Origin of the sequence: Nonomuraea antimicrobica (assembly GCF_039536965.1) — a bacterium.
Lineage (GTDB): Bacteria > Actinomycetota > Actinomycetes > Streptosporangiales > Streptosporangiaceae > Nonomuraea > Nonomuraea antimicrobica.
Genome location: NZ_BAAAZP010000121.1, coordinates 1 through 16,122 on the forward strand (window position 1 = coordinate 1; position 16,122 = coordinate 16,122).

Annotated in this window: 14 protein-coding genes; 9 read left to right on the forward strand and 5 right to left on the reverse strand. The window is 72.1% G+C overall.

Annotation, left to right across the window (positions count from 1 at the left end; all coding sequences use genetic code 11):
- The 6 genes from ABD844_RS33050 to ABD844_RS33075 form a co-directional block, all read left to right on the forward strand.
- Positions 1-1,533 (forward strand): hypothetical protein (locus ABD844_RS33050; RefSeq protein ID WP_344886717.1); only part of this gene is annotated, 1,533 nt, incomplete at its 5' end.
- Between the two features lie 87 nt (positions 1,534-1,620).
- The gene (locus ABD844_RS33055) at positions 1,621-3,972 is read left to right on the forward strand and encodes an AAA family ATPase (RefSeq protein ID WP_344886720.1); all 2,352 of its coding nucleotides are present in this window, start codon (positions 1,621-1,623) and stop codon (positions 3,970-3,972) included.
- Positions 3,973-4,083: 111 nt separating this feature from the next.
- Positions 4,084-5,067 (forward strand): ABC transporter permease, encoded by a 984-nt coding sequence (locus ABD844_RS33060; protein ID WP_344886722.1) that lies wholly within the window; start codon positions 4,084-4,086, stop codon positions 5,065-5,067.
- Positions 5,067-5,978, forward strand: a complete 912-nt coding sequence (locus ABD844_RS33065; RefSeq protein WP_344886724.1) for an ABC transporter permease — start codon at positions 5,067-5,069, stop codon at positions 5,976-5,978. The genes ABD844_RS33060 and ABD844_RS33065 overlap by 1 nt, the downstream gene beginning before the upstream one ends.
- The gene (locus ABD844_RS33070) at positions 5,975-7,996 is read left to right on the forward strand and encodes a dipeptide ABC transporter ATP-binding protein (RefSeq protein ID WP_344886728.1); all 2,022 of its coding nucleotides are present in this window, start codon (positions 5,975-5,977) and stop codon (positions 7,994-7,996) included. The genes ABD844_RS33065 and ABD844_RS33070 overlap by 4 nt, the downstream gene beginning before the upstream one ends.
- Positions 7,997-8,026: 30 nt before the next feature.
- Positions 8,027-9,721 (forward strand): ABC transporter family substrate-binding protein, encoded by a 1,695-nt coding sequence (locus ABD844_RS33075; protein ID WP_344886730.1) that lies wholly within the window; start codon positions 8,027-8,029, stop codon positions 9,719-9,721.
- A gap of 84 nt (positions 9,722-9,805) precedes the next feature.
- Here ABD844_RS33075 and ABD844_RS33080 read toward each other — a convergent pair whose 3' ends face one another.
- Entirely contained in the window at positions 9,806-10,057 is a 252-nt protein-coding gene (locus ABD844_RS33080; RefSeq protein WP_344886732.1) for a hypothetical protein, read from the reverse strand.
- A gap of 81 nt (positions 10,058-10,138) precedes the next feature.
- Complete coding sequence (locus ABD844_RS33085) at positions 10,139-11,233, reverse strand: MFS transporter (RefSeq protein WP_344886734.1); 1,095 nt, start codon at positions 11,231-11,233, stop codon at positions 10,139-10,141.
- A gap of 77 nt (positions 11,234-11,310) precedes the next feature.
- On the opposite strand from ABD844_RS33085, the gene ABD844_RS33090 reads away from it, so the two are divergent.
- Positions 11,311-11,760: a hypothetical protein gene (locus ABD844_RS33090; RefSeq protein WP_344886736.1), complete on the forward strand. Its 450-nt coding sequence runs from the start codon at positions 11,311-11,313 to the stop codon at positions 11,758-11,760.
- Positions 11,761-12,201: 441 nt separating this feature from the next.
- Positions 12,202-12,372, forward strand: a complete 171-nt coding sequence (locus ABD844_RS33095) for a hypothetical protein (protein WP_344886738.1) — start codon at positions 12,202-12,204, stop codon at positions 12,370-12,372.
- Positions 12,373-12,403: 31 nt separating this feature from the next.
- Here the strand turns inward: ABD844_RS33095 and ABD844_RS33100 are convergent, their stop codons facing one another.
- Both ABD844_RS33100 and ABD844_RS33105 read right to left on the reverse strand, forming a co-directional pair.
- A complete protein-coding gene (locus ABD844_RS33100; protein ID WP_344886740.1) occupies positions 12,404-13,024 on the reverse strand; it encodes a pyridoxamine 5'-phosphate oxidase family protein in 621 nt (206 codons plus the stop codon).
- Positions 13,025-13,043: 19 nt separating this feature from the next.
- Entirely contained in the window at positions 13,044-13,577 is a 534-nt protein-coding gene (locus tag ABD844_RS33105) for a winged helix-turn-helix transcriptional regulator (RefSeq protein ID WP_344886742.1), read from the reverse strand.
- A gap of 56 nt (positions 13,578-13,633) precedes the next feature.
- Between ABD844_RS33105 and ABD844_RS33110 the strand changes: the two genes are divergently transcribed.
- A complete protein-coding gene (locus tag ABD844_RS33110) occupies positions 13,634-14,971 on the forward strand; it encodes an MFS transporter (protein WP_344886744.1) in 1,338 nt (445 codons plus the stop codon).
- Between the two features lie 33 nt (positions 14,972-15,004).
- Here ABD844_RS33110 and ABD844_RS33115 read toward each other — a convergent pair whose 3' ends face one another.
- Positions 15,005-16,090 (reverse strand): PrsW family intramembrane metalloprotease, encoded by a 1,086-nt coding sequence (locus ABD844_RS33115; protein ID WP_344886746.1) that lies wholly within the window; start codon positions 16,088-16,090, stop codon positions 15,005-15,007.
- Positions 16,091-16,122: the final 32 nt, after the last annotated feature.

Consider the following 16,122-nt stretch of genomic DNA (forward strand, 5'->3'; position numbering starts at 1 on the left):
CCCGCCCGGTTGCGCCTGGCGGCGGTGCTGCGCCGGGTACCCGGGCGCTGGGGCGAGGCGGTCGAGCACGCCACTCTGGCCGGGCCGCTCGCGCCCGTGCTGCCGGGGCCGCAGGTCCTGCTGGGCGATCTCGCGCTGCAGCGCGGCGAGCACGTACGCGCCGAGCGCTCCTACCGGGCCGCGCTCGCCGTCGACCCCGGCGACCCGCAGGCCCGCGTCAACCTGGGCCTGGCCCTGCTGCGCTGGGACCCGCCCCGCCCCCACCACGACCCGGCCTGGCCCGTCGACCCGCGCGAGACGGGACGCGCCAGGCGCGCGCTGGAGGTCTGGTCCCGCCAGGTCCGCCTCCTGCTCGCCGTGGCCACGGTCGCGATCGGCGCGAGCGCGCTGCTGCTCGACTGGGGCGCCCAGGCGCGCCTGAGCGGCCTCGCCGTGCTGGTGCTGCTGGCCCCGCTCACCGTGCGGCAGGCGCGGCGGGTCGGGATGTGGGCGTACGTGGGGGCGATGCTCGGCCGCGACCCCTGGCTCGGCGTGTCAGTGGTGTCGGCGGCGCTGTCGGTGGCCGCGTACGCCGCCTGGCTGGTGCTCGGGACGGCGCCGGGCCTGCCGTCCGCGCTCGACCCGGTGTGGGCCGGGCTGGCGGGCATCGTGGTGCTGGGCTGGCCGGCGCTGGCGGCGGTGCGCGCGCTGGCCGGGTGGTGGCGGGGACGTCCGCTGCGGGCCTTGGCCGAGACGCTCCCGGCCCGCGAGAGCGAGCGCACGGCCAGGCGGAACACCGGCGTGCTGCTCTGGATCGTGCTGGGCAGGACGTGGTCGGTGCTGCTGGCGGTGGCGGGCGGGGCGCTGGCGGTGGAGCCGCGGGCGGCGGTGGCCGCGGTGGCCGTGCCGTACCCGGTGGTGCGCGGCTACCTGCGCGCCCGGCGGCGCGACGACCAGCGGCCGGGTGACAGGTGGCCGGGTGACCAGTGGCCGGGTGACAGGTGGCTGGCGGTGGCGATCGGGCTGGTGGTGGCCGCCGCCGTGGCCTGCGCGGCGGGCGGGCTGCTCGGCACGGCGTGGGGGTGGTGGGCCGGGCTGGGCGCGCTCGGCGCGGTGGCGATCGTGTTCGCGGTGCGGGGACTGCGCTCGTGGTGGCGGGGCGGGCCTGGGCCGTGGCGCTCGTCCCTGCTCATGTGCGACCTGCCGATGGGGACCGAGCCGTCCGTCGCGCTGACCTCCGAGGTGCGCCGGACCTTCTCCTACGCGCGCAGCGTCGTCCTGTCCTACGGCGACGCGCTCGGGCCCAGGGTCGCCGGCGCGGTCGCCTCGGTCACCTCCGCCGGCGAGCTGCGCCTGATCGCCGGGACCGAGGCGTGGCAGGCCGTCGAGGACGACCCCAGGGTGGCGGTGTTCGCCACCGACCCGCTGCAACGACGATTCTGGGTCGAGGTACGCGGCATCGCCAGCGCCGACGCGGACGTCCTGCGCATCACACCCAAGCAGGTGCTCGTCGGCGAGTTCCCCGGGCGGCACCAACGTTCGGGAGGCAGATAGCCCTTTTCGTGACCTCCACCTAGCGTGTCAGGACCGCCCAACCGTCGCCTCGGTGCGGTATAACCGGGGGCGGACCGGGGAGGCGTGATGCGTGAGTCCGACAGGGCCCAGGCCGCGGGGCGGGCCGCGACGCGGGATCTGTTCGAGAAGGTTCGGCTGCGTTATTTCCAGATCCCCCCTGCCGTTCGCCGGGTGCTCTACGCGGTCACGCTGGTGGCCGCGATGGGCGTGGGCGCGGCACTCGGGTGGGACCTCATCAAGACCTTTCCCATCGTGCTCGTGCTGCTCGCGTTCGTCGCGCTGACCATGCGCTACCCGCGGGCCGCCGCCACCGCGCTGGTGGTGGTGGGCTGGGGCGCGCTGGCGCTGTGGGCGTTCTCCGGGCTGTTCCCCCCAGGGGCCGGCACCGTGCACCTGATGGTCGGGCTGGGCCTGGCCGTGGCCGCCGCCGCCCACCTCATCCGCTGGGTGACGCCGTGGGTGAGCACGCTGATATCGCTGGCCCCCGCGGGCGTGCTCGCCGCCGCGCTCTCCCCCGTCTCCGACGGCACCGCGACCTGGGCCGCCTACGCCGTCGCGGCCGCCGTGCTCGTCCACCGGTTCGTGCTCGCCCGCCGGGCCCGCGCGGCCAGCGTCGCCGCGGAAGAGCAGAAGGTACGCGTGCGCGCGCGCGAGGGCAGGCCCGAGTCGCCGCCCGACAAGACGGGCGCGCCGCCGCAGATCTCCGTCGAGGAGGCGCTCGGCGAGCTGGAGAGCATGATCGGGCTCGCGCCGGTCAAGGAGCAGGTACGCTCCATCGCCGCCTCCATCGAGGCCTCCCGCCTGCGGGCCGAGGCCGGCTACACCACCGAGCGGCCCACCAGGCACTTCGTCTTCGTCGGGCCGCCCGGCACCGGCAAGACCAGCGTGGCCCGCGCGCTGGCCAAGATCTTCTACGCGTTCGGCCTGCTGGAGACCCCCTACGTGGTCGAGGCGCAGCGGGCCGACCTGGTGGGCGAGTTCCTGGGCGCCACCGCGATCAAGACCAACGAGCTGGTCGACCGGGCGCTCGGCGGCGTGCTGTTCATCGACGAGGCGTACGCGCTGATGAACTCCTCCGACGGCCAGCCCGACAGGTTCGGCGCCGAGGCCGTGCAGACCCTGCTCAAACGCGCCGAGGACGACCGCGACCGGCTGATCATCATCCTGGCCGGCTACGAGCAGGAGATGGGCACGTTCCTGTCCAGCAACCCGGGCCTGGCCAGCCGGTTCGCCACCCGCGTACGTTTCCCCGGCTACTCCCCCGCCGAACTGGTCGACGTCACCGAGCTGCTCCAGCGGCGCAGGGGCGACCAGATGGGCTCCGAGACCAGGCGGGTCCTGCTCGGCCTCTTCGACGACGTGCACCGCCGCGGCCTGGTCGACGAGCTGGGCAACGCCAGGTTCGCGCGCAGCCTGGTCGAGGCCGCCGCGCAGGCCCGCGACGTCCGCGTGGTGGGCGCCGGCGGCACCCCGACCACCCAGGACCTGGTGACCACCACGACGCCCGACGTGACCAAGGCGTTCGAGGAGCTGACCGCCCGCTTCCGCGGCTACGTGGCCACGCCCACCCTGGAGGAGGCGCTGGCCGACCTCGACCAGATGGCCGGGCTGGCCCCGGTCAAGCGGCAGGTGCACGCGATCGCCGCCCAGCTCCAGGTGGCCAGGATGCGCCAGGAGCGCGGCCTGCCGACCCCGCAGCAGATGCGGCACTTCGTGTTCGCCGGCCCGCCGGGCACCGGCAAGACCACGGTCGCGCGCGTCCTGGGCCGGATCTTCGCCGCGCTCGGCCTGCTGGCCAGGCCCGACGTGGTCGAGGCGCACCGGGCCGACCTCGTGGGCCAGCACCTCGGCGCCACCGCGATCAAGACCAACGAGCTGGTCGACCGGGCGCTCGGCGGCGTGCTGTTCATCGACGAGGCGTACAGCCTGGTCAACCCCGGCTACCAGGGCGGCGACGCGTTCGGCGCCGAGGCCGTGCAGACCCTGCTCAAGCGCGCCGAGGACGACCGCGACCGGCTCGTCATCGTGCTGGCCGGCTACGAGCGCGAGATGGACTCCTTCCTGGCCACCAACCCGGGCCTGGCCAGCAGGTTCAGCCAGCGGGTGGCCTTCCCCAGCTACTCGCCGCAGGAGCTGTCGCGGATCGCCGTGCTGCTGGCGGAGAAGTCGGGCGACACGTTCGACGACGAGGCGCTGCGGCGCCTGGACGAGGTGTTCACCTGGGTGTGCGACGACCGGCTGATCGACGGGCTGGGCAACGGCCGCTTCGCCAGGTCGCTGTTCGAGCGGGCGGCCATGCGGCGCGACGTGCGGCTCGCGGCCCACGCCCAGCGCGGCGGGTCGGCCAGCTCGGCCGATCTGACCACGATCACCAGCGAGGACGTCCGTACGGCCGTGGACGAACTCTCCGGACGCTGACCTTCTTCGCAAGTTCCGTGCGGCGGCACCCTCACATAGTGTAGCTATATGACTACGATGAGCCACGTTCACTGACTCGTCGTACGTGCGGTGCGCGTAGGAGGGGGAGCGATGGCGGGGTTCCTGGCCCGCAGGCTGCTCAACTACGCCGTGCTCGTCGTCGTGGCCGCCAGTTCGGCCTACCTGCTGGCGGCCACGGCCCTCGACCCCCGCTCCAACTACGCCGACCGCACCCCCAAGCCGCCGCCCGCCGTGGTCGACGCCCAGCTCACCGCGCTCAACCTCAACGACAAGACGCCCCTGCTGCAGCGCTACGCCACCTGGGCGGGCGGGGTGCTGCACGGCGACTTCGGCAAGACGGTCGCGGGCGCGCCGGTCAACGACGATCTCGAGCGGCGCATGGGCGTCACGTTCCGGCTGGTCGTGCTGGGGCTGTTCTGCGGCAGCCTGCTCGGGGTGCTCACGGGGGCGTTCGCGGCGGCCAGGCAGTACGGCTGGCTCGACCGGCTCTCGACGGGCCTGTCTTTCGTGGTGCTCGCGGTGCCGGTGGTCGTGCTGGCCAACATGCTGATCCTGATCGCGGCGTGGGCCAACGAGCGCGTGTTCGGCCGCCAGGTGCTGCTGGTCAGCGGCGAGTACAGCGACGGGCTGACCGCCGGGTTCTGGGGCCACGTGGTCGACCGGCTGCAGCACCTGATCCTGCCGACGATCTCGCTCTCGATGGGGCTGATCGCGGTGTTCAGCCGCTACCAGCGCAACATGATGCTCGACGTGCTGGGGGCCGACTTCGTCCGTACGGCCAGGGCCAAGGGGCTGAGCAGGCGCCAGGCGCTCGTCCGGCACGCGCTGCGCACGGCGTTGATCCCGGTGGCGACCTACTTCGCGTTCACGTTCGGGGCGCTGCTGACGGGGGCCACGTTCACGGAGAAGATCTTCGGCTGGCACGGGCTGGGCGAGCAGCTCATCAACTCGATCTTCAGCAACGACGTCAACACCGTCGCGGCCATCTCCATGCTGGCCGCCGTCGCCGTGCTCTGCGCCTCGCTCGCCTCCGACCTGCTGCACGCCGCGCTCGATCCGAGGGTGCGGGCCTGATGACGCTGTCCGAGGAGGAGCTGGCCGAGGAGCTGACCGGCGGCGCGCTGACCAGGGCGCCGTCCAGGACCCGCGTGGTCGCCGGGCGGTTCTTCCGCTCCACGCAGGGACGGATCGGGTTCGCGGTGCTGGCGCTGATGTTCCTGCTGGCCTTCGCGGGCCCGCTGTTCAGCCCGTGGACCTACACCGACAAGGACTTCACCGCGTTCCTCCAGCCCCCGTCGGCACGCCACTGGTTCGGAACGCTCCAGACCGGCTCCGACGTCTTCGCGGTCACCCTGCGCGGCATGCAGAAGTCGCTGGTCGTGGGGCTGCTGGCGGCGCTGGTGTCCACCGCGCTGGCGGCGGTCGTGGGCGCGTTCGCGGGCTATTTCCTGGGGTGGACCGACCGGGTGCTGAGCTGGGTGACCGATCTGCTGCTCGTGCTGCCGGCGTTCCTCGTGCTGGCCATCCTGTCGCCGCTGTTCGGCCCCGGCCAGTGGCCGCTGTTCGTGGTCATGCTGGCGCTGTTCCTGTGGATGGTGACCTCGAAGATCGTGCGCGGGATGGCGATCTCGGTGAAGGAGCGCGAATACGTCCAGGCCGCCCGCTACATGGGCGTCCCACCGGTGCGGATCATCTTCCGCCACGTGATCCCCAACCTGTCGTCGCTGCTGATCGTGGACGCCACGCTCAACGTCAGCAGCGCCATCCTCACCGAGACCTCGCTGTCGTACTTCGGGTTCGGCATCCAGCCGCCCGACGTGTCGTTCGGGACGCTCATCGCCGACGGCTCCAAGACCGCGGTCTACGCGCCGTGGACGTTCTGGTTCGTGGCGGGCCTGCTGGTGGTCACGGTGCTGGCGGTCAACCTGGTCGGCGACGCGCTGCGCGACGCGTTCGACCCGTCCTCGGCCAGGGGGGCGCGATGAGCCCGGTGCTGGAGGTCAGCGACCTCAACGTGTCGTTCGGCGACGTACGCGCCGTGCGGGGGGTGAGCTACTCCGTGAGCCCGGGCGAGGTGCTCGGCATCGTGGGCGAGTCGGGCTCGGGCAAGTCGGTCACCTCGGCGGCCGTGATGGGCCTGCTGCCGCCCGGCGCGCGGGTCACCGGCTCGGTACGCCTGCACGGCAGAGAGCTGATCGGCGCCCCCGAGCGCGCACTCAACTCCTTCCGCGGCAGGTCCATGTCGATGGTCTTCCAGGACCCGCTCTCGGCGCTCACCCCGGTCTACCGGGTGGGCGACCAGATCGCCGAGGCCGTACGCGTGCACCAGCGGGTCAGCAAGGAGACCGCCCTGATCAAGGCCGTCGAGCTGCTCGACCTCGTCGGCATCCCGCATCCGTCCGAGCGGGCGCTGGCCTTTCCGCACGAGTTCTCCGGCGGCATGCGGCAGCGCGTGGTGATCGCGATGGCCATCGCCAACGACCCCGACGTGATCATCTGCGACGAGCCGACCACGGCGCTCGACGTCACCGTCCAGGCCCAGGTGCTGGAGGTGCTCAAACGGGCGCAGGCCAAGACCGGCGCGGCCATCATCATGATCACGCACGATCTGGGGGTGGTGGCCGGGTTCGCCGACCGCGTCCTGGTCATGTACGCCGGCCGGCCCGTCGAGGTGGGCCCGGTGGACGACATCTACTACCGGATGCGGATGCCGTACACGGTGGGCCTGCTCGGCTCGATCCCGCGGGTCGACCGCGACGGCCGGCAGCCGCTGGTGCCCATCGACGGCAACCCGCCCTCGCCCGCGGCGCTGCCGCCCGGGTGCCCGTTCGCGCCGCGCTGCCCGATGCGGATCGACGCGTGCGAGGAGAGCGAGCCGCCGCTGTTCGAGGTGGGCGAGGAGCACGGGGCGGCCTGCATCCGCTGGCAGGAGGTGGGCCCGCGGCCCCCGGGCCGCCACGCGGCCCCCGGGGAGGGGGTGCACCTGCGGGTCCGCGGCGAGCGCACCGTGCTCGACGTGCGCAACCTCGTCAAGGACTACCCGCTGTTCAAGGGCGCGGTGTTCAAGCGCAGGGTGGGCACGGTGCACGCGGTCGCCGGGGTCAGCTTCGACCTGCGGCAGGGCGAGACGCTGGGCCTGGTCGGCGAGTCGGGCAGCGGCAAGACGACCACGCTCACGGAGATCCTCGAACTGGCCGCGCCCCAGGAGGGCGGCATCGTCGTGCTCGGGCACGACACCGCCCGGCTGACCAGGTCGGAGCGCAGGGAGATCCGGCGCGACATGCAGGTGGTCTTCCAGGACCCGCTGGCCTCGCTCGACCCGCGCATGCCCGTGCACGACATCCTGGCCGAGCCCCTGCGCACGCACGGCGGGGGCGACCCCCGGCGGCGGATCGGCGAGCTGCTCGCGCTGGTCGGCCTCGACCCGTCCCACGCCGCCCGCTATCCACAGGACTTCTCCGGCGGGCAGCGGCAGCGCATCGGCATCGCCCGTGCGCTGGCGCTGGAGCCCCGGCTGCTGGTGCTCGACGAGCCCGTCTCGGCGCTCGACGTGTCGATCCAGGCCGGGGTGATCAACCTGCTCGACTCGCTGCGCACGAGGCTCGGGCTGTCCTACCTGTTCGTGGCGCACGACCTGGCCGTGGTGCGGCACATCGCCGACCGGGTGGCGGTGATGTATCTCGGCAGGATCGCCGAGATCGGCCAGGTGGACACCGTCTACAACGCTCCCGGCCATCCGTACACGCAGGCCCTGCTCTCGGCGATCCCGCTGCCCGACCCGGCACGCGAGCGTTCCCGTGAGCGGATCCTGCTCGAAGGTGACCTGCCCAGCCCGGCCAACCCTCCGACGGGCTGCAGATTCCGCACCAGGTGCCCGAAGTTCCGCGCCGAGCTGACCGACGACGAACGCAGGCTCTGCGTCGCCGTCGAGCCCGAGGTGCGGGCACTGGGCGACGACCAGGGTGCGGCCTGCCACTACGCAGACAGGCGCGAAGTCGTCTAGACCTCGCTCGATCCAGGAGGAAATCGCTCGATGAAAGCATCACGTGTGGCCGTGGCCGTCGCCGTGACGGGCTCGCTGCTGCTGGCGGGCTGCGGAGGGGGCCGGGGAGGCGGCCCGGGGGGCCAGGAGAGCGCCGGGGACGAGCGTACGATCAGGGCCTTCGACATCAACCCGCAGCCGCGAGAGAAGGTCAAGGACGGCGGGACGCTGCGCTGGGGCATCAACGAGTTCCCCGCCCAGTGGAACAGGAACCACGTCGACGGCAACCTGGCGATGGCCGCCGTGATCAGCAACGCGCTGCTGCCCTCGCCGTTCACCTCCAACGAGAAGGCCGAGATCTCGGTCGACCCCAACTACGTGGTGGACGCCGAGGTGACCGATCAGCGGCCCAAGCAGGTGGTGACGTACACGCTGAACCCGAAGGCCAGGTGGTCCGACGGCAAGCCGATCACGTGGGCCGACTACCAGGCCCAGTGGCACGCGCTCAACGGGCGCGACCCCGCCTTCCGCATCGCCTCCTCCACCGGCTACCAGGACATCGAGAAGGTGGCCAGGGGCAAGGACGACCACGAGGTGGTGGTGACGTTCGCCAAGCCGTTCGGTGACTGGCAGGCGCTGTTCGGGCCGCTGCTGCCGGCCGCCACCAACCGCAGCTCCGAGGCGTTCAACAACGCGTGGCTGAACAAGATCCCGGTGACGTCCGGGCCGTTCAAGTTCGGCGGGTTCGACCAGACGGCCAAGACGATCACGTTGCTGCGCGACGACGCGTGGTGGGGCGAGCGCGCGAAGCTCGACCGGATCATCTACCGCGCGTCGGAGCAGGACTCGCTGATCAGCGCGTTCAGCAACGGCGAACTCGACCTCATCGACGTGGGGCCGTCCGCGCCCGACTACGCGCGGGCCAGGGCCACCTCGGGAGCGCAGGTGCGGCAGGCGGCCGGGCCCGACTTCCGGCACTTCACCTTCAACGGCTCCAGCGACCTGCTCAAGGACCGCACCGTACGGCAGGCCGTCCAACTCGGCATCAACCGCCAGGCCATCGCCCAGTCGGACCTGCAAGGGCTCGACTGGCCGATCGCGCTGCTCAACAACCACTTCTTCATGAACACGCAGGAGGGCTACCAGGACAACGCCGGCGACCTCGGCGGGTACGCCCCCGCCCGGGCGAGGCAACTGCTCGACGCGGCCGGCTGGAAGCTGAACGGGGCCGTCCGCCACAAGAACGGCAAGCCGCTCGACCTGCGGTTCGTGGTGCCGTCGGGGGTGCAGATCAGCAAGTCGGAGGGCGAGCTGGCGCAGAGCATGCTCGCCCAGATCGGGGTCAAGCTCACCATCAAGGCCGTACCCAGCGACGACTTCTTCACCAAATACGTGATCCCCGGCAACTTCGACATCACGCCGTTCGCCTACATCGGCACGCCGTTCCCGGTCTCCAGCAGTTACGGGATCTACGCGAACGCGGCCGACGGCCGCACCTGGAACGCGAACTTCGGGCGTACCGGGTCGGCGGCCATCGACGAGTCCATGAACCGGGCCGCGCAGAGCCTCGACCCGGTGCGGGCCCGCGCGGCGACGAACGAGGCTGACAAGCTGATCTGGCAGGAGGTGAACGTGCTCCCGCTGTACCAGCGGCCGCAGATGGTGGCCGTGCGGCAGACGCTGGCGAACGTGGGAGCGCGCGGGTTCTACGACCTGCACTACGAGAACATCGGCTTCACGAACTGAACGGGTTACCGAAGCAGGGCATGAAGAACTGGGCAGCCGGGGGTTGACGACCCCGGCCACAGAGGCTTCTGGCGGGATGGCCGGTCAGGTGGTGGTGCCGGCCATCACGCGGTCGACGAGGCCCTCGGTGCCCTCTTCGCGGGCGCAGTGGGCGCAGCAGTACCAGTGCTCGCCCGACTGCACGCCGTGCCCGATGACCTTGGTGCCGCAGTGCTCGCAGATGGGCGCCATCGCCTCGATCGCGCACTGGAAGCAGTCGAACGTGTGCACCGACCCCTGCGCGTGCACCTCGAACGCCATGTCGTACTCGTTGCCACAGGTCTCGCAGACAGCCATGGTGATCCCCCTTACAAGTCGTCCGCCGGAGGGATACCCCGTTCCATGGCCTCCTTTCCCCAATGACCCCCCATATTCCCCCTATCTTGCCCGTTCCACCACAAAGCGGGCCACCAGCGGCAGGCCCAGCAGCCCCAGCGCGGCCAGGGCGACGGGCAGGCCGAGCCACCCGCTCAGCCCCGCCACGAGCAGCGGGCTCACCACGAACCCCGTGTACGAGATCGTCGACACCCCCCACACCATCGTCCCGCTGGGGTCGTCGGCCGCCGCCCGGCTCAGCACGGCGGGCAGCAGCGGCCCGAGCGCCAGACCCGTGAGCGCGAACCCCGCCAGCGACACCAGCGCTCCCCCGCCCAGCCCGGCCAGCGCGATCCCGGCCCCGCCACCGACCCCGGCCACCAGGTAGAGCGCCCTGAGCGGGGTGCGGGGCAGCGCCTGCACCACCAGCCGCCCCGCCGTCAGCGCCGCCATGTACGCCGACGGGGCGAGGCTGGCGAGCAGCGGCGTCGCGCCCCGGTGCTCCTCCAGCAGCAGGACCGACCACTGCTCGACCGAGTTCTCGACGACCAGCGCGCAGGCCGCCAGCACGCCCAGGACGACCGCGGCGCCCCACAGCCGCCGCCCCTCGGAGACGGGAGGCTCGGACCGCCCGCTCCCCAGGCGCAGCGCCGGCAGGGTCAGCGCCGTAGCGACCACGATCAGCGCGATGATCACGAGTACGGTGCCGACGTCGAGGCCGTACGAGCGGGCCAGGCCGGTGAGCGGGGCCGCCGCGATGACCGTGACCGGGAAGGCGGCGTGCACCTGCTGGAAGAGCCGGCGCCCCGTCTCGCGTTCCGCGCGGCCGGTGGCCAGGTTCAGGGCGATGTCCAGAGCGCCGCTGGTGGCGCCCACCACCAGCAGCGCCAGCGCGAGCTGCCACCCGTTGGACACCGGCACGATGGCGGCCACCCCGCCCGCGAAGAGGACCACGGTCACGGCCAGCGCGGCGCGTTCGCGCCCTCGGGCCAGCCGCCCGGTCAGCGCCATCGCGGGCAGCGCCCCCACCGGCACGGCGCTCAGCGCCAGCCCCAGATCCGCGGACGAGATGCCCAGCTCCAGCTTGACGGCGGGCAGCAGGGCCGACCACGACCCCCAGAACACGGCCCACGCCGCACACACCGCGATCAGCGGCATCTACCTACACCCCTTGAAATTTCGGTCAAATCTTAGTAAAGATCGTTCTTACCTCATTCCCTGCAGAAGGAACCCTCGTGCTCTTCCGTACGATCATCGCGGCCGCCCTGGCTGCCGCCGGGATCGCCGCCGTCCCCTCCGCCGCGTACGCCACCTCGGCCGCGTACACCCCAGAACGGGTCTGCGGCAAGGGCTTCCACCGGGTCGACGACGGCCACCGGGCGATGAAGACCCGCGAGGGAGCCGTGTTCGGGCGCGTGTACCTGTTGTACAACAAGCGCACCGGCAAGAACTGCGTGGCCGCGATCAAGACCGCCTACACCGGCACCCGTACGCTCACCGGCGCCTCCATCGAGGTGAAGGGCGGCGGGCAGAGCAAGGACGCGCGGAAGTACCGCTACTACGCCGAGACCGGCCACATCGACGGCGCGTGGAAGTGCGTGAAGTACGCGGGCTGGACCCGCGACCCCAGCGGCCGCGTCGAGGCGTGGGGCGGACGCACGTCGTGGAACAACTGCGCGGGCTGACCGACGGGACCACCGCGCGGGCCGGTCGGCGAGATCGTTGATCGGCGGGATAACTGCGCGGGCCGATCAGGGGTAGGAACCCGGGGGAGGAGGGGTTCCGACAGGCACAGCCCACATCATCCGTCCCCGTCCCCGAGACGGACCTTTCTCCGGCTCTTCCGCCGAGCCGCCGCCACGCCCGGACCGTCCCGCCACGCCGGTGCCGGGCGATCCGCGAGGCACGTCGCGAGCAGGAGAAAGGGACGCGCCCGGAAGGGGGAAGAGCATGAAACGCCTCAGAGTCACGAAATCGGCGGCCAAGCGGCGCATCCGGCCGGTCGTGGAGCTGGATCTGCGTTCCCCGTCGGGCCGACGACTTCCCTATTGAGTTGCTCCTTACACCGAACTTACGGGGGTATCTGTAGATAACATAGGTAACAGGAATATCACGGGGGGCTCACGATGAAGAGGCTAGTGGCGGTGCCGCCACCCGTCGCCCGGCACAAGGTGCGCGACATCTGCGTGGCCGACCGCCGGAACAAGCCGGCCACCGACTCCAAAGTGGTCGACCTGCGCGCATACTCCGGGCGCAACGTCATCCGCTTCCCCGGCGGCCCCACTCCCGCCGCCTGAGCCCGCCGCCCCGGACAAGGGCCCCGGATCGTCAGCCGTAGAGGCGCTTGGCGTACGACGCCCCGTAGTAGCTCTCCAGCTCTTCGAGCGTCTCGTCGACCTTCTGCACGTCCTTGACCAGCCTGGCGTGCGACGGCAGCCGGTCGGGACCCCACTGCTCCGGCTTCCACAGCGCGGAGCGCAGGAACGCCTTGGCGCAGTGGAAGAAGATCTGCTCGATCTCGACCACGAGGGCGAGGTGCGGGCGGTGCCCCTTGACGATCAGCTCGTCGAAGAACGGGGCCTCGCGCACGAGCCGGGCGCGGCCGTTGACGCGCAGCGTCTCGTTGCGGCCGGGGATCAGGAAGATCAACCCCACGTGCGGATTCTTCAGGATGTTGCGGAACCCGTCCGCCCTGCGGTTGCCCGGGCGGTCCGGGATCGCGATCGTGGCGTCGTCGATGACGTGCACGAAACCGGCCGGGTCGCCCTTCGGCGAGACGTCACAGTTGCCCGCGTCGTCGGAGGTCGCGATCAGGCAGAAGGGGGAGGCCGCCAGCCACTCCAGGTCACGCTCGTGCAGGCGGGCCCGCTCCTTGGCGGCCGCCCGCGGCGCGACCTCGCCGAGCAGCTCGCGCAGCTCCGCCTCCGACCCGATCTCTGCCCAGCCCATGTGATCTCCCCTCGGGGTTTTACCCCATTTTGTCAGTTATCGGGGCCAGCATCCGGCGCGGCGTCCGAAGGGCGAGACTCACCTGGTCCTGCCGTGTGTCGCCACGCAGGCCCGGCCCCGGGCGCACCTCGACCTCGTCGAGAGGGACGTCCGTGCGGCAGGCCGGGCAGACCGCGCCCCGGCCGAGGCGGCTGCCACAGGCCAGGTGGTGGAACTGGCGCCGGGCCCCGCGGTCGGACAGGTGCCGCTCGCCCCACTGGGCCAGCGCCAGCACGGGGAGCCACAGCTCGCGCCCGACGGAGGTGAGCACGTACTCGTCGCGGGGCGGGGACTCCTGGTAGCGGCGCCGTTCGAGGATGCCCGCCGCGACCAGCGCGGACAGCCGCTGGGACAACACCGCCTTCGGGATGTCGAGGTGGGCCTGGAAGTCGCCGAAGCGGCGCACGCCGTACATGGCGTCGCGGATGACGAGCAGCGTCCAGCGCTCGCCGATCACCTCCAGGGCACTGGCCAGCGCACAGTCCTGGCCGTCGTAGTTCTTGCCGAGCGCCATGGACCCCATGTTAGTTCATTCACCGAACCGTGCTAGCGTGCGCTCTCATGAGTTCAATGACCGAACCGACTGCGCCGACCAGGCCGGGCACGCTGGCCGTGGCGGCGTCGGCGCCGCTGCTCGTCCTGACGAACTTCACGCTGCCGATGGTCACGCTGCGGGACACGGCGCGCTCGCTGGAGGCAGGGCCCACGGGCCCGGTGTGGATCCTGGGCTCGATCGCGCTCGGGTTGTCCTCGCTGCTGCTGGTCGCCGGCGGGCTGGCCGACGACCACGGCCGCCGGCGGGTGCTAGTGACGGGCCTGACCGTGCTCGCGGCAGCCGCCGCGGTGGCCGCCCTCAGCCCGAACCTGCCGGTGTTCGTGCTGGCCAGGCTGGTACAGGGTGGGGCGAGCGCGGCGGTGCTGGCCGCCAGCCTGGGCATCGTGGGACACGCCTACCCGACGGGGACGGAGCGGGTGCGGGCCGCCGGCCGGTACGGGGCGATGATCGGGCTGGGCACGGCCGTGGGGCCCCTCGTGTCCGGGGTGCTGGCGACGGTGGCGGACTGGCGGGCGGTGTACTGGCTGATGGCGGCCTGCGGGCTGGCGCTGGCGGTCCTGTCGGCCCTGATGCTGGAGGAGTCGCGGGCGGAGCGGCCGCGCCGGTTCGACGTGCCGGGCGTGGTGCTGCTCACCCTGGGCGTGGCGGCGCTGGTCGCGGGGGTGACGGAAGGGCGGGCCGGGTGGTCGAGGCCGGTCGTGCTCTGGGCGTTCGCGCTGGCCGTGGTGCTGGTGGCGGCGTTCGTGGCCGTGGAGCGGCGGCGGCCGGAGCCGCTGCTGGACCTGGAGCTGTTCGGGCGGCCGGTGTTCCTGGTGGCGACCGGCGGCGCGCTGGTCGTCGGGGCCGCGGTGGTGGGGCTGCTCAGCTACCTGCCGACCGTGCTGCAGGACGCCCACGGGCTGACTCCGATGGAGACCGCGCTGCTGTTCGCCCTGTGGTCGGGGCTGTCGTTCCTGGCCTCGCTGCTGACCCGCCACGTACGCCTCGGCGCGGCCGGGCGGCTGGCCCTCGGCCTCGGGCTGAGCGCGGCCGGGTTCGCCGGGCTGCTCGGCGTGGGCGCGTCGCTGTCGCTCCCGCTGGTGCTCGGCGGGCTGGCGGTGAGCGGGGTGGGCTCCGGGCTGATCAACTCCTCGATCACCCACCTGGCCATCGAGAGCGTGCCCGCGCACCGGGTGAGCATGGGCTCGGGGGCCAACAACACCGCCAGGTACATCGGCTCCTCGCTGGGCGCGGCCGGAGTCGCGGCGGTCGTCGGAGGACTCGGGATCGTGCCGGGGACGACGGTCGCGGTGGCGGGCTGCGTGGTGCTCACGGGCGGGACGGCGCTCGCCGTGCTGCTGGTCCGCTCCTGACCGCCGCGCCTCCGACGGCCCCGTACGCTCGCGTCACCAGCGGCGGGCCTCGGCCATCACGCCCAGGTACGCATCGCGTTCCAGCGCGAACCTGCCCGGGTCCATGCCCTGCCGCTCCGCCCGCAGGTGCAGCATGGTCAGCTCGGTGGCCGCCTGCTGGTAGTCGCTCATGGCCCGGCCGAGCCCGGCCCCCCTGGCCCACTTCCTGGCCGCCTTGCGAGCGGGCAGCGTGGTGAGCATCCGTACGTCGGCGTCGGTGACCAGCCCGGTCTCCTGGTAGGCGGGCAGGTAGAAGGCCATCCTGGCGACCAGGTGGCGGCGCTCGGTCACGGTCACGACGATGAGCCCGACCAGCGCCGCCATGATCACCAGGTACGCGCCGCCGAGCCAGGACAGCGAGCCGGTGCTCGCGGCGCCGTTCCAGAGGCCGTGCAGGAAGACCGCGGCCAGGTAGCCGAGCGGGATCGCGGCGTACCTGCCCGCCGTGCGGCGGGTGAGAGCGTAGGCGACACCGAGGCCGATCATGGAGGTGTAGATCGGGTGGCCGAGCGGGTCGATCAGCCCGCGTACCACGAAGAGCTGCACCGCCGCCCCGGCGCCCTCCTCGCCGAACGCCAGCAGGTAGTAGCCGACGTTCTCCACGGCGGCGAAGCCGAGACCGGCCATGGAGGCGTACACGATGCCGTCGGTCAGGCCGTCGATCTCCGTGCGCCTGCGCAGGAGCAGCAGCAGGGCCAGGCCCTTGAACGCCTCCTCGACCACCGGGGCGAGCACGATGACGCCGATGTCCTCGACGGCGGCGGGGCCGTACCCGACCCTGGTGAAGAACTGCTGGCCGGCCAGCGTCAGCGCGATGCCCGCCACGATCGCCACCCCCGCGCCCCACACGAAGGCGAAGGCCAGGTTGAGCTTCGGCTCGGGTTCGATCCTGTCGAGCGAGAGCACGGCCGCGAGCAGCACGGGAAGGGGCGCCACCGCCAGCAGCGCGGACAGGCCGAAGCCGACCGGACCACCGCTGTACAACATGACGGCCAGCACGACCATCGCGAGAACGCCGGAGACCACCAGCCCGATCAGCAGAGCCTTGCTGGGACGCTGGGCGAGCAGTGGAGCTGTCATCGTGGTGCCCTCTCTTCCCGTCGGCTCGGCCC

Excerpts from the sequence above, each read along its gene's own strand:
- ABD844_RS33110 (WP_344886744.1), top strand. The coding sequence starts at position 13,634 with ATGACCGAACCGACTGCGCCGACCAGGCCGGGCACGCTGGCCGTGGCG.
- ABD844_RS33060 (WP_344886722.1), top strand. The coding sequence starts at position 4,084 with ATGGCGGGGTTCCTGGCCCGCAGGCTGCTCAACTACGCCGTGCTCGTC.
- ABD844_RS33070 (WP_344886728.1), top strand. The coding sequence starts at position 5,975 with ATGAGCCCGGTGCTGGAGGTCAGCGACCTCAACGTGTCGTTCGGCGAC.
- ABD844_RS33100 (WP_344886740.1), bottom strand. The coding sequence starts at position 13,024 with ATGGGCTGGGCAGAGATCGGGTCGGAGGCGGAGCTGCGCGAGCTGCTC.
- ABD844_RS33055 (WP_344886720.1), top strand. The coding sequence starts at position 1,621 with ATGCGTGAGTCCGACAGGGCCCAGGCCGCGGGGCGGGCCGCGACGCGG.
- ABD844_RS33065 (WP_344886724.1), top strand. The coding sequence starts at position 5,067 with ATGACGCTGTCCGAGGAGGAGCTGGCCGAGGAGCTGACCGGCGGCGCG.
- ABD844_RS33085 (WP_344886734.1), bottom strand. The coding sequence starts at position 11,233 with ATGCCGCTGATCGCGGTGTGTGCGGCGTGGGCCGTGTTCTGGGGGTCG.
- ABD844_RS33075 (WP_344886730.1), top strand. The coding sequence starts at position 8,027 with ATGAAAGCATCACGTGTGGCCGTGGCCGTCGCCGTGACGGGCTCGCTG.
- ABD844_RS33115 (WP_344886746.1), bottom strand. The coding sequence starts at position 16,090 with ATGACAGCTCCACTGCTCGCCCAGCGTCCCAGCAAGGCTCTGCTGATC.
- ABD844_RS33105 (WP_344886742.1), bottom strand. The coding sequence starts at position 13,577 with ATGGCGCTCGGCAAGAACTACGACGGCCAGGACTGTGCGCTGGCCAGT.
- ABD844_RS33080 (WP_344886732.1), bottom strand. The coding sequence starts at position 10,057 with ATGGCTGTCTGCGAGACCTGTGGCAACGAGTACGACATGGCGTTCGAG.
- ABD844_RS33095 (WP_344886738.1), top strand. The coding sequence starts at position 12,202 with ATGAAGAGGCTAGTGGCGGTGCCGCCACCCGTCGCCCGGCACAAGGTG.